Consider the following 13,996-nt stretch of genomic DNA (forward strand, 5'->3'; position numbering starts at 1 on the left):
TGATCACTGTTGGAACACATGATCATTCCACCACAGGAGATTGATGCCATTCCTTCTCTAGCTGATGTCCGAAGATGATCAATTGTTCTTTTTTTGCTTGAATGGTCATGATTGTGCCCTGATCTATAAACTGTAGGATGTAGCTATCATTAGCCTCGTCAGTATCCCATTTGATCTCAAGATGCTTTTCAAAATGAGAGAAGTAGCCTTCATATTGTGGAAGCGGGAAATGCTGAAGCATATGTATACAGGCGTGAACAGTTCGGTTCGTCCAGCCGAAATGGAGTTCATGGATAACCTTCCCTAGATGAACATATCGCCAAAAAAGCTGGCTGCCTTCCAACTCGTCTACACGGTGATCTATTATTCTGCATTCCACATATGTATTCGGCTGTATGTCATCTTGTAAAATAGCCATAGATTCAACTCCTTAATCAAAATATAGAGTTATTGTATAATCATTGCAAGGTTTAGCAATCTTTACGATAGGGTGATGTGAACACATTGAAGAACAAGGAAATGAATAAACATTGCTGGCATTGTTCAGAGAATATGCAGTTGAGACATTTAACAATCCATGATTTTTCGACTGTGCTCAAGTGGAGTGAAGATCACTTTTTTTTGCTTGGCTAATGGATGGGGATCATACAGAAGTTCAGACGAATTATACAATTGGTGGTTGCGATGTATACATAATGAAGCTGAGAATTTTGTGAGACTGGGGATTGTGTATGACGATACTCTTATCGGATATGCTGATCTGGCAAGCATTCAAGGGGAAGCTGCTGAACTAGGAATTGCAATTGGTGATAGTAGACTGTGGGGGAAAGGGCTCGGTTGTCGTGCAGCGATGTGCATCATACAATACGCATCCAAGCAATTAAAAATAATTCATTTCTATGCAGAAACGGATAGGAGTAATATCCGATCTCAAAAGATGCTTAAAAAAATAGGATTTGAAGAAATAAGTAGATCAGATCAAGAGCAAGCAGATCATTTAAAACAGTCTCTAATACAATACGAACTACATCTATGAAAATAAAAAGGTATATCTTCATATGAAGATATACCTTTTTATTTATGATGAATAGGGCTACTTTCATTATTGATTTCTCATCAAATTCTATTTCAGATCTACAGCAAGATCATCCAATCCGTTCCTGCAATCCCATCTGCATCTCTGCTTGCTCTCGCATCGCCATCAGCTGCTCGCGTACGCGTACTACCTCACCGACGATAATCAGTGCAGGATTACGCAGTTCTTCCTGTACAGCAATCGCAGCAATATCCGTCAGTGTCCCCGTTAACACGCGCTGAGCTGTCGTTGTGCCGTTCTCGATCAGAGCAACAGGAGTGATCGCAGGACGACCATGCTGTACTAGCTCACGGCAAATGGAATCCAGCTGGCTCACACCCATATAGATCGCCAGTGTATCGACACTACTAGCAAGCAGATCCCAGCGAATCGGGTTCGGATTGTCCGCAGACTGGCTCGCGGTTATGCAGGCGAAGGAGGTAGCGATGCCGCGATGGGTGAGCGGAATATCGGCTCCAGCGGCTGCACCGATCGAAGCGGTAACGCCAGGAATGATCTCATAACGGATGCCGTGCTGCTCCAGAAACAGAGCCTCTTCACCGCCGCGTCCGAATACGAGGGGATCGCCGCCCTTCAAGCGGACGACATGCAGACCGAGTGAGGCTTGCTGGAGCAATGTACGATGAATGGCTTGCTGGCTCATATGATGCAAGCCAGGCGCTTTGCCACAATAGATGCGACGTGCATCTGGACGTGCTTCCAGTAACAATTCCTCGCTTACCAGACGGTCATACACGATCACGTCCGCCTGCTGTATGCGTTTGAGTGCTTTGACGGTAATCAGTTCTGGATCACCGGGGCCTGCACCAACAATACTGACCATTCCCTGTACTTTGCTCATCCGCGTGTCCTCCTTTTATTGCTTGGTTGGGGTTAGCTTGTTCATTACCAGATTATATTCATTCCTATGCTTACCAACTGTATTCATTTTAGATAACATAGCTGGATGGGATAATTTGAATGATACAATACAATTTTATCTGAACTCCTGAACTCCTGAACTCCTGAACTCCTGAACTCCTGAACTCCGCCTGCGTGGACTAGCTAGTAAAGTGTCTACATGCCAACGTACGCTTGCTCAGGCGAGCTGCTGCGTAGCAGGCATCATCACATAAACACTACCGTTATGTTCGTCTACCTCTACAGCGAATGTCTGCACGCACCCATCGTCCGGGTCTTGTACCTTTCCGCTGCGCAGGTCGATTTTCCAATCATGCAGTGGACAATGGATATTAGAGCCGCATACCATGCCTTCGGAGAGCTTGCCGCCTTTGTGTGGACAGCGATTTTCCACGGCTTGAATCGATCCGTCGCTCAGTCGGAAGAGGGCGATCTCCAGTTCACCTAGTGTAAAACGGCGTGCGCCTTTCACATCGATATCTGAAATATGTGCAACCTGATAACGGTTCATGTCGGATTCCTCCCTTATTATGGTGCAGATGGCGATGTGCCAGCGAGTGCCGCAGAGTCGTTTAGATCGGTAAAGTTTTTACGCAGCTCGTCGTTCTGGATAATGTTCTGCCATGGGTCGCTGGTGTAGCTAAGTGTGTTTTGTAAACGTGCTACCAGTGCTGCACGTGTATCGCTATCGGCGAGCACTTCCTGTACATGTGCCAGACCGACACGCTCGATCCATGCGGCAGTGCGTTCATTCCAGCGTGCTTGCTCACGATAATATTGCAGGAAGGCGGATGTCCATTCCATTACTTCTTCATCGGTTTTGACGGTACAGAGCAATTCGCCGGCGCGGATCTTCACGCCTCCATTACCGCCTACATATAGCTCCCATGCGCCATCCAGCGCTACAATGCCAACATCCTTGATGCCAGATTCCGCACAGTTACGCGGACAGCCAGATACAGCGAGCTTCACCTTCGCTGGAGCGTCCATACGTTCAAAGGCTTTTTCGAGCTGAATGCCCATGCCCATCGCATCCTTTGTACCGAAGCGGCAGAACGTATCGCCTACGCAGGTTTTGACCGTGCGAAGGGTTTTGCCGTACGCATGACCAGATGGCATGTCCAGCTCCTCCCAGATATGCGGCAGGTCTTCTTTACGAACACCGAGCAGATCAAGGCGCTGTCCACCAGTGAATTTGACGAGAGGGACGTTATATTTCTCCGCCACATCGGCGATTTTTTTCAGATCGGTAGGTGATGTTACGCCACCATAAATGCGCGGTACAACCGAGTAAGTGCCATCCTTCTGGATGTTGGCATGATAGCGTTCATTCGTGAAGCGCGATTCCTTCTCGTCCTCGTACTCTCCTGGCCACAGCATGCCGAGATAGTAGTTGAGCGCTGGACGGCATTTGGAGCAGCCTTCGGGTTCCGACCAGCCGAGTACATTCATCGTTTCTTTGACTGTTTTGAGCCCCATACGCTTGATCTCTGAGACGATCTCGTCACGATCCAGTGAGGTACAGCCGCAGATGCCTTCCTTGACGGCTACGCCTGCATTATCGCCCGCATAGAATTGAAGTAATCCTTCCACGACAGGTGCACAGCCACCACACGATGCAGATGCCTTGGTGCATGCTTTGAGCGACTTCATCGTATTGCAGCCTTTGCCAATGACAGCTTCGCCGATCGCGCCCTTGCTGACGCCATTACAACCACAGACGATCTCATCGTCTGCCATCGCTTCAAGGCGTTGTAGAGGCGAGGCAGTCGCACTGCCACCCGCAGGCTGTCCGGTGAGCAGTTCCTTTTCGCGACCCTGTACCGATTCGCCGCTCTTAATGAGGGAAAAGAGTGGCGCACCATCGCTAGTATCGCCGAACAATACCGCACCGATCAGGCGACCGTCGCGGATGACCAGCTTTTTGTAAATGCCATCGATATCATCCTGCATGCGCAGTGCTCGCGTATCCGCGCTATCTTGAAATTCACCTGCGGAAAATACGTCGACACCGGATACCTTCAGCTTAGTTGATGTGACAGACCCTTCGTAGGGTGGAGTATCAATACCAGCAAGACGCTTGGCAAGAACAGTTCCCTGTTCATACAGTGGAGCAACAAGTCCGTAGCCGATGCCGCGGTGCTCTGCGCATTCGCCTACAGCGGAGATGCCAGGTACATTCGTACGCATATAATCATCTACTACGATCCCGCGATTCACTCGCAGTCCCGAAGTTGCGGCAAGCTCTACATTCGGACGAATCCCGACCGCCATGACGACTAGATCCGCATCGATCGCTGTGCCATCGGTGAAGCGTACGCCAGTAACGCGGCGTTTCCCTGTCAGCTCCACCGTGCGTTTACCGAGTAGAAAATTCATGCCCTGTTGCTCTAGCTCCTGCTGAAGCATGAGTCCGGCTGGACGGTCGAGCTGACGATCCATCAGATGCTCGTTAATATGAATGACCGTGACGTCCATGCCCAGATTAAGTAGGCCTCGTGCCGCTTCCAGTCCAAGCAGACCGCCACCGATGACGGCAGCTTTTTTGTACTGCTTGGCGGTATCCATCATCGTCTCGCAATCCTTAATATCACGGAAGCCGATGACCCCATCTTTATCTGCTCCTGCAACTGGCAGGATGAAGGCGCTGGAGCCTGTAGCAAGAATTAACTCATCGTAGGCAACCTGCTTACCGGAGGTAGAGTGTACCTGCTTCTGCTGAGTATCGATGGCAGTCACGGCATCGCCTGTATACAGCTCGATACCATGCTCGCGATACCAGTCCAGATCGTTGATGATAATATCGTTCATGCCTGCACCACCAGCGAGTACGGATGATAATAGAATCCGGTTATAGTTGGGATGTGGCTCTGCTCCGAAGATCGTAATGTCGTACTTCTGTGGCGCCAGCTTGAGCAAATGCTCGAGCATCCACACACCCGCCATTCCATTACCTACCAGCACCAGCTTTTTTCGATTCTCCATCTGTATCTCTCCCTCCGCGTAATAAGCAGCCTATCCGTTACGATGATTACTCTATGGAATGCTCTGGCAATCATTCGGTATGATCAATAAAAAAAGCCTGTCCCGCACTTGTTCGCAGACAGGCGTGCACATACGTACACATGTCGCGAGCAAGCACGGAACAGGCTTCATTGCCGTCCAGTATGGATACATCATTGTATCCTTTGTCGTTGCTTGAATATGGGCTTAACTATAAAAGAAGTTGATTTACATGTCAATATAAATAACATAAAAATTTTATTTGAAATTGCAGGTTAATTATGTTTACATGAAAAATATCGGAATATTCGAGTAGGAGAATAGCTTTATATTAAGGTTTTCTATACATTATAGAAACAACTAGAAGTGAATGTTCGTTATTTCCATCTTTTCTATTCGCAAAATGTTATCGTATAATTGGAGTATATATGTTAGATTATATATCATAAAAAGCGATTCAGTTACTAAAATGCCTGTCTGAATACTAGACATCCAAACTGTATGGTATAAAGATAGACATCGCGCAAACACGCAAATTTAGAGACGATATCACATGCTTGGGATAGAGATGACAGGAGGGAGCATCTGCATAATGCGTTCGTTACTCATTATCCGAATGGAAAAGAACATCTACGATCCGGATCAGATTGCGTCAGGCATGATATACCCTGAGCTGCTGCTGGGCAACAACGGTTATCAGGTGCTGGTCGCCGATGGAGACGACAGCTCGACGGCTGTCTTGAAAATGCTGAGTGAAGCGGATGCTGCAATTTTGGATCTGCCGATTGAAGATATTCCAGATTGGGAGAAGCTATTGTCTCAATCGAGACCGATCCCGATGCTATGGTGGTGCAGCCCGGACACGGCATCTGAATCCGTAGAGGCATGTGAGACAGAGATTGCGATCGATGGCATTTTGACGCCAACGATGCGTGATCGGGAGCTGCACTGGGCGCTGCATTTCGCTGCACGTCAATGTATAGAGCGCCAGCAGTGGATAAGTGAGCGCAAGCAATTGCAGTCCAGGCTGGAGGAGCGTAAATGGATCGATATGGCGAAGGGTATTTTAGCCGATATGAAGCAGATTTCCGAAGCGGAGGCGTATGATCTCTTACGCAAAAAGGCGATGAACGAACGTAAACGCATGGTCGATGTCGCTACCGCCATCGTCAAAGCACATCAGCTACTGCAATCGTAGAGCAGGGAGGAAGAAACCAGACATGAACATGACCGAGATACTGAAGGAAGTTGGACGCGGCAAGCGCGGTTCACGAGACCTGACCTATGAAGAGTCACTTCATGTGGCGAGCATGATCATGAATCGCGAAGCGACCGATGTGCAGATCGGTGCCTTTTTTATGGCAGAGCGTATGAAAATGGAAAATGTAGACGAGATGCAGGCATTTGTGGACGTATGTCGACAGATGGCGCTGCGTAGCTCGTTTAAAAAGGGCGGTATAGACTGCGCTGGCCCCTATGATGGTCGACTCAAATCCTTTATCGCTGGCTTTGCGACCTCGTTTGTACTGGCAGCAGCAGGCGTTCCGGTAACCCTGCATGGGAGCGAGCCATTACCACCAAAATGGGGAGTGACACTTCCTGTACTGCTGCGCCAGATGGGAGTAGATACCGCTTCACTCACACGCGAGCAGGCATTACATGCTGGCAACGAAACGGGACTGCTATTCGTTGCTGCCGAGCAATGGTGTCCGTCACTGGGCGAGTTACGAGAGCTGCGAGAGCAGATCGGTGTGCGTACCGTGTTAAATACCGCAGAGAAGCTAATGAATTATAGCTATTCGCCGTATCTCGTATATGGCGTATTTCATAATACATTTTTCGAGCGCATGTCTCGTCTGTTATTGCGGCTTGATTATGAGCGTGCTTTTATCGTACAGGGGCCGGAAGGATCAGAGGATTTGTTTATTGATCGTCCGACACGTACGTATGCGGTAGAGCATGGTGAGGCGCGACTGGAAATTATTGATCCCGAAGCATATTACCTTGATATGTCTGTACCAGAGATGGAGTGGACAGCAGAGACGCAGATTCGTGTGACCGAGCAGGTACTGTCAGGGCAGGCGGACAGAGCCTTTTATAATCAGGTGCTGCTGAATAGCGCCTATCGTTTATATCTGGCAGGGCGTTCTGGCTCGATTGAAGAAGGCGTATATGATGCGAAGGCATTGCTGGATAGCGGGGCTGCGTATCGATTGTACGTAAAATGGGGAAGTCTGATGCGAGGAGAGCAGCCGAATGTGCTGCCGACTGGAAGTGTACGCTAGAGAAATATATAATGCTGATGGTAAGCAGATAGAAGCAACAACTGCCATACAGAGTATAGCCGATACCTTTATAAGGATATCAAAAAGTAGAAAAAAGGCTTCCTTCAACGATTATTGAAGGAAGCCTTTTACATGTTATTTATTCGATCCTACAGACGATGAAGTTTGCCCTACAGGTTGAATACCGACTCGCATCTCGTAATGATCACATCGTATAGAAAATGAATATCCGATGCTGAATATCGTATACTGCGTATTACTGAGCTTGCTCAATCGTTTGACGTACCGAGGCTTCCATAATATTCGCATAGTTTGGATAGCTGGTTGGCACGTCTGGCCATACCGGTGCGACTGCTTGAGCGGCAGGCTGGCGATTAAACAGCAGATTGAATGCCGTAATGGCATCCGAGCGAGTAATCGGATCGTTTGGATGGAAGAGTCCGTCTTCCATGCCGCTGAGCATTTGATGATTAACCGCTTTGGCGATTGCATCGGAAGCCCAGTGCTTTTTCACATCCTTGAATGTGATCGTTGCATTATCGTCCATATTCCATTGACTGATATTCGCCAGCACCTGTGCAAATTCTGCACGGGTTACAGGGCGTGCAGGCTGGAACTTGTTGCCTGGATAGCCTTTCAGCCAGCCTTGCTCAGTCGATGTATGAATCGATTTATTTGCCCACTTGGTTGAGGCGATATCTTTAAAAGCAATATCTGACTGTGAAGGCGAATTTTGCGCAAGGACACGGGTCAGAATGGCAGCTAGCTCGGCACGGCTCAAGCCGCGCTCCGGATAGAACTTGCCATCTGGATAGCCGCGCATATAAGGCTCACGTACAACAGAAGCGACATTTGGCTTCAAGTTGAAGTTATAGTTCACAATCTCGGAGCCTACATGAATAATGCCATCCTTCACATAGCTATCGGCGCCATGTTGCTCAGAGCGTGTATCCTGACGGCTATCATACGGTGCATAGCCATCACGCTGGGCGAGGATGTAATAGTCTCCATTGCTGAACACCATCCAGCCATATTCGCCATTAACATTTGACCATTGTGGGACATGGTTCTGGTTGGGCATGAATTTAGGTAGCTCTGGCAGATCAACCAGTGTATTAGGTGTTCTACCTTTGGAGCGATTAAGCTCCGTATCTGCCCAGTAGATTTGCAGCTTGATGCCACTGATCGGTTGTCCGGTGACTTCGTCCTTAATCGTTCCATACGGGTCAACCAGATCGTAGGTCATCGTTGCACCGCCCTGGCTGTTCACAGTGAGCTTGGCACTCGTACCTGCTAGCATCTGTCCATTCGGTGCAGCGATCTGAACGATCATGCTGTACGAACCAGCAGGGAGTGTCGGTACAACAAAGCTACCGTCTGTGTTCAGTGCAATATTGGCATTGATCACTTTACCGCTGGCATCCATTAACTGCCCACTAGCCTTCAAATCTGTTCCAATGACTTGCATCAGCGTGGTGCTTGCTTCTGTTTTGCCGGTTACTGGATCGATTACTTTGGGAGTAATCGTAGTTGGTGCAGCGACCGTGGTTGATTTGGAGCTACCGCCTCCGCCGCTCGTTACCGGTTGAGGTAAAGTCGTGAAGGAGATCGTATTTCCGTAAAACACACCCTGCGAATTAACGATATACGCACGTGCATAATAGGTCGTATTCGCATTCAAGCTTGTTACTGGAGCGCTAAAGCTACCTGTACCATTGCCAAGAACGGCAGCAATTTTAGCATCCTGTCCTATCACAGGCTGGTTGTTCGTAGCATATACAAATCCACGCTCCGTAATAGAAGAGCCGCCATCTGCGATAGCCACACCTGTTAGTGTGCTACCGCTTGTGCTGATATTGCTTGCAGGAGCGGTGCTCGCAGCAGGCAGATTCAGCGTCGTAAAAGAAACCGTATTTCCGTAAAATACACCCTGTGAAGTGATGATATACGCACGAGCATAATATGTCTCATTCGCATTCAGGCTGCTTACGGACAGATCATACGTACCTGTACCGTTACCGAGTGCTGCAACAAGCTTTGTATCCTGCGTTATCACAGGTTGATTAGTTGTAGCATATACAAAGCCTCGTTCGATGATCGGCGTGCCGCCATCCTCTGTAACCGTACCTTCCAATGCTGCGCCACTCGTGCTTACAGCGCTAGCTTGCTCTGTACTGGCAACAGGTATTTTCAGTAACAGGAACGTATTGTTTTGTAGCAATGTGTTCTTTTCTGTCTCTATAATCGTTCCATTTGTTGATAGGCCCTGGAAGACAACGCTTTGCAGACCCGATGAGATCGTATCTGGAAGGATGTAGGTTGTGTTTTTCCATTCCTTGAAGCCGTCCTGTGCATAGGTCGTTGGATTAGCAAGTGTTAATTCCACCTGTTGTCCATCCACAAGAGCAACGACGCGATCCGTCTGGATGGAGCTGATCGCATCCATTGCCAGCACATCGCCCGGCGATTTGGTTAATGGCCCTGACGTTGGAAGGATTCCGAGTGATCCGTCCAGATCAACGCTTGCTGACACCACGAATGTAGTGGACGTTGTGTTTTTGCCGTCGCTTACCGTAAGTGTGATCGTGGTGCTGCCTGTAGCGGCAAGCGCTGGTGTAATCTTCACTGTACGTGCCGTGCTGGAACCGCTCAGTGTAATACCACTTACCGGCACAAACTGTAGATTGCTAGACGTTGCAGTTACAGTCAATGCATTCGCATCGGTTTCAAAGTCCTCTACGGTAAATGGTAACGCTGTGGTGCTTTGATTGACGAATAGATGCTGATCCGCTACCGAAGAGATCGTCGGCTTCTGATCAACCGGGATAACGTTCAGATACACCGTTTTAAACGCCGTTAGTGAACCGCCTTCACCGGTATTACCTTGATCATTTGCGGTGAAATTCAGCTTATCAATACCGTTGAAATTGTGATTCGGTACATACTGTAAAGGAGCAAGCGCCTGATTGATCTGCGTCATGCTACCGCTCAGTGTAATGCTCGACTGATTGTTGCCACCTTGCAGCACAGTTACTCCCGAAGTGCTTGTATCCAGATGGAGCACACCGTTATACGTATCCAGTGTAACCGTCATGCTGGCATTTGGCGTTTCATTAAAATCAACGTCTGTGACGGTTGTACCGTTCAGATCGGTACTGCTGTTTGTATTTTGTAGCATCGTTGAGGTTGGAGGTACAGTCGGGTCATTGACCCATTGCGCGCCTACAATTGTGGCAGAGTTGAAATGTCCACTCGTATCGCTCAGCGTGGTGCCCTGACCTTCAATCGCTGGCAAATACGTGAACAGATTCGCTTCTTTACCGGAAAGTAAGGATTTGTAGGAATCATTAATCTGTTGAGCGGTACGCACTACGCTCCACATCCGTATATCACGTAGCTGTCCCTGGAAATAAGCATCCTGAGCCCAGTTACTGCGACCGACGAAGTTTTTCGTACGCGTAATTTGCTCGGTAATCCCGATATTGCCTGACGTCTGCAATACACCGTTCCAATAAATGGACGCATTGCCTTGATTGTCGATGGTGATGGCAACATGCACCCAGGTGTTGGTCGGAAATACATTGCTTGTCGTGATTGCCTTGCCTGATGAGCCGCGATAGCTCATCAATTGCATTTTACCGCTATTGCTCTCATAGCCTAGATAAACGTTAGAGCTATTGGTTCCATTACCAAAGTCAAAAATCCGGCTCCACGTCGAATACGGATTTGTACTTTTTACCCACGTCTCAAACGTAAAGTTTGACGGCAGATTAACTGTAGGCATGTTCACGTACTTGGTTGAACCATCAAAGGTCAACGTTTTCGGTGTAATGGGGAACAGTATATCTGGTGGGGTATTGACAGGTGTAACCGCGATAGAGGCGGTTTGGGTTTGCGCACTGTAGTTGGTGTCCGCTCCATTCGTGGATACGTCCAGTATCGTACGAGCGGATTGATTGGCTCCGGGATCATTGGCACCGTCCCATGCGCGGTAGGTGATCGTCGCCGTTCCATTCCAGTTTACTGCCGGACGGAAACGGATCTTTTCCCCTGTTCTAATCATGGTAGCGTTCGTATTGCTTGCTTCATTACCACCCGGGCTAATATTCCACCATGTACCACCGGCACTGTATTGTACTTCCCAGGTGCCTGATCCAGTCGTACCGATAACGGCAATATCCGGATGACTATTGCTTCGATTCAAGGTAATACTGTTGCCAACTAGATCGGCAACGGCTGTGCCACTATCGCCTATCGTCGAGCCTTCTTTGATCGTAGTGAACGTAGGTGAGAAGTGTGGATCAATCTCAGGTGATAGGTAAGTCTGCGTTGTTACTGTCGATGTAGTGTTGGTCGATTGTGTTGATGTATCGGTTGTGCTTGTTTGCTGCGTAGTGGAGCTAGTGGACGTATTGTCCGTCGAGCTGTCTGCAAATGCAGTTGCGATGCCTGTACTGCTTACGGTTAATGCCAGACAAACAAGCAAGCTAGCATTGCGTAGCAGAAGTCTTGATAAATTCATTCTAAACCTCACCGTCATTCATAATTTGGTGTCACCATGAACCCATTCGTTTGAAAACGAACCCCAATTAACCGTCCTTTCCGTATCGTTTTGATGTCACTCTATTTATATCGGTCTTTTTACCTATTTTTTAAGGTGCTTAATTACTTTTTTGCGAAAAAGTGAATTTTCACCATAAACAAGAAAAATAATATCTGCTAACAAAATGTAGCAGATTATTTTGGAGACATAATAACGTGTAAAACCGCTGTGTACATGGGAAAATATAACAAAAAACCCGTGTTCTCAAAGAGACACGGGCTGTTCCACTTACAGTATAGGATACAAATTAATCCTGTGTATTCTCGCCATCTGCTTGTTCATTGTCTACGGAATGACGTGTGATTTCCAGCTTGCGATAACGACGTACACCACGGCGAAGGACACGAATCGTCAGATTCTCAAACTCGTATACAGCACCAACCGGAAGGTCTGGACGCTGTCCATACAACCAGCCACCAATCGTATCCAGCTCATCATCATTCAGCTCGATATTCAAAATATCGTTCACGCGATTGATGAATACTTTACCATCGACGATCAGACGATTTTCCTCTACACGCTGAATCTCATCCTCTTCGTCCGCATCGAACTCATCGCGAATCTCACCGACGATCTCCTCCAGAATGTCCTCAATCGTGACCAGACCGGATGTACCGCCATATTCATCGACCAGAATCGCGATATGTGTACCTTCACGCTGCATCCGTTTGAGCAGGTCTTTGACTGGAATCGTCTCCGATACTGACATCACCGGGTGAATGAGGGAAGCGACATGCAGATCCTTCTTTTCCTCAGCGGCAAGGAAGAATTGCTTCGTATTCACCATACCTACGATATTATCCTTGCTGCCCTCGGCAACCGGGAAGCGTGTATATTGCTCACGGCGAATAATTTCGCGGTTTTCCTCCGGTGTCTTATCGGTAAACAGGCAGACCATATCGGTACGTGGCACCATCAGCTCCTTCGCGATCATCTCATCAAAGGCGAAGATACGGCTAACGTAGCCATATTCACTCTGGTTGATTTTACCGCTCTCATAGCTTTCATTCAGCAGAATATGCAGCTCTTCCTCACTATGTGCTTCGTCACCCTCGCTTGCTGGACGCAAACCGATCAGCTTGAGCAGCAGGTTGGCAGAACCGTTCAATATCCAGATAAACGGATACATTACACGGTTAAATAGAATGATCGGACGCGCGGTGTACAGCGTGACCATTTCTGCTTTACGCAGTGCAATTGTCTTCGGTGTCAATTCACCAACAACGACGTGGAAATACGTTACCAGAATCAAGGCAATCGCATAGGATAGCACATGAGACAGTGCAGCCGGCACATTCATATCGTGGAACAACGGCTCCAGCGCTGCTTCAACCGTCGGTTCCCCGAGCATACCAAGACCGAGCGCGGTAATCGTAATTCCGAGCTGACACGTAGACAGATAACCATCTAGATTAGAGATTACCTGCTTGGCATAACGAGCATTTTTGTTGCCTTCGGCGATCAGCTGATCGATGCGACTACTACGTACCTTTACAATCGCAAATTCCACCACAACGAAAAATGCCGTCATAATAATCAAAATAATAAATAATGTTAAATTCAAGCCTATATTAATACCACTGTCCGTCAAAAAAATTCTCTCCCTCCGCGCACAGTCCAAGTATCGATTGTCCTTACGGTGAAGCAAGGAACAGATACGGCTGTACGCACCGATTCATTATATGGATAATGCAACACTAGCAGGTGTCATAAGCGTTTCAACAGAGTAAGACATCAGGTGTGTATCATCTGTGGAGCCTCCATATAATTCGACCGGTACTTGAGCGCTGCCAGCAGCAGACGCTTGAGCAAGAGAGGTATACAGGAAAGCAGATGAGTGCGATCTAATGCAGATAACAGAACGAGGCTGAATATCACGCTAAGCGAGATCCCGCCGCTCGGTTCCGGCGTATCCCCACCATCGTGCACAAAGCGTGCATGCCCGGATAGCAAGGAGCCTGGAGCGATTCCGTTCGTTACAGCAAAATCATAGTCTGTTTCGTCTGCCGACTGAAACGGCACACAAAACAAAAACATGATTAGACCGAAGGCAAACGCACTCATCTGCCGCCTTCGTGAAGGTAAATTGTCCAATGAGCATCTCCCATT

General features: G+C 48.1%; 10 protein-coding genes. 3 read left to right on the top strand and 7 right to left on the bottom strand.

Features of this window, described 5'->3' with window-relative positions:
• Nucleotides 1-22: 22 nt before the first annotated feature.
• On the bottom strand, nucleotides 23-418 hold the full coding sequence (locus SK066_RS02325) for a hypothetical protein (RefSeq protein ID WP_320543500.1): 396 nt from the start codon (nucleotides 416-418) through the stop codon (nucleotides 23-25).
• Between the two features lie 159 nt (nucleotides 419-577).
• Between SK066_RS02325 and SK066_RS02330 the strand changes: the two genes are divergently transcribed.
• Nucleotides 578-1,036: a GNAT family N-acetyltransferase gene (locus SK066_RS02330; protein ID WP_320543501.1), complete on the top strand. Its 459-nt coding sequence runs from the start codon at nucleotides 578-580 to the stop codon at nucleotides 1,034-1,036.
• 109 nt (nucleotides 1,037-1,145) lie between these two features.
• Here the strand turns inward: SK066_RS02330 and cobA are convergent, their stop codons facing one another.
• The 3 genes from cobA to nirB form a co-directional block, all read right to left on the bottom strand.
• Nucleotides 1,146-1,937, bottom strand: coding sequence for a uroporphyrinogen-III C-methyltransferase (cobA, locus tag SK066_RS02335; RefSeq protein WP_320543502.1), 792 nt, complete (start codon nucleotides 1,935-1,937; stop codon nucleotides 1,146-1,148).
• Nucleotides 1,938-2,174: 237 nt separating this feature from the next.
• Nucleotides 2,175-2,507, bottom strand: coding sequence for a nitrite reductase small subunit NirD (gene nirD / locus SK066_RS02340; RefSeq protein WP_320543503.1), 333 nt, complete (start codon nucleotides 2,505-2,507; stop codon nucleotides 2,175-2,177).
• Between the two features lie 17 nt (nucleotides 2,508-2,524).
• Nucleotides 2,525-4,981: a nitrite reductase large subunit NirB gene (gene nirB, locus SK066_RS02345; protein WP_320543504.1), complete on the bottom strand. Its 2,457-nt coding sequence runs from the start codon at nucleotides 4,979-4,981 to the stop codon at nucleotides 2,525-2,527.
• 610 nt (nucleotides 4,982-5,591) lie between these two features.
• Here nirB and SK066_RS02350 point away from each other — a divergent pair.
• Both SK066_RS02350 and SK066_RS02355 read left to right on the top strand, forming a co-directional pair.
• The gene (locus tag SK066_RS02350) at nucleotides 5,592-6,197 is read left to right on the top strand and encodes an ANTAR domain-containing response regulator (protein WP_320543505.1); all 606 of its coding nucleotides are present in this window, start codon (nucleotides 5,592-5,594) and stop codon (nucleotides 6,195-6,197) included.
• Nucleotides 6,198-6,219: 22 nt separating this feature from the next.
• On the top strand, nucleotides 6,220-7,284 hold the full coding sequence (locus SK066_RS02355) for an anthranilate phosphoribosyltransferase (protein WP_320543506.1): 1,065 nt from the start codon (nucleotides 6,220-6,222) through the stop codon (nucleotides 7,282-7,284).
• A gap of 256 nt (nucleotides 7,285-7,540) precedes the next feature.
• On the opposite strand, the gene SK066_RS02360 is transcribed toward SK066_RS02355, so the two are convergent.
• From SK066_RS02360 to SK066_RS02370, 3 genes are all read right to left on the bottom strand, one after another.
• On the bottom strand, nucleotides 7,541-11,806 hold the full coding sequence (locus tag SK066_RS02360; protein WP_320543507.1) for an S-layer homology domain-containing protein: 4,266 nt from the start codon (nucleotides 11,804-11,806) through the stop codon (nucleotides 7,541-7,543).
• 328 nt (nucleotides 11,807-12,134) lie between these two features.
• Nucleotides 12,135-13,418 (bottom strand): hemolysin family protein, encoded by a 1,284-nt coding sequence (locus SK066_RS02365; protein WP_320544783.1) that lies wholly within the window; start codon nucleotides 13,416-13,418, stop codon nucleotides 12,135-12,137.
• Between the two features lie 203 nt (nucleotides 13,419-13,621).
• Entirely contained in the window at nucleotides 13,622-13,981 is a 360-nt protein-coding gene (locus SK066_RS02370) for a hypothetical protein (protein ID WP_188774300.1), read from the bottom strand.
• Nucleotides 13,982-13,996 lie beyond the last annotated feature (15 nt).

It is taken from the genome of Paenibacillus hunanensis (assembly GCF_034055775.1).
In the GTDB taxonomy this organism is placed as follows: domain Bacteria; phylum Bacillota; class Bacilli; order Paenibacillales; family Paenibacillaceae; genus Saccharibacillus; species Saccharibacillus hunanensis.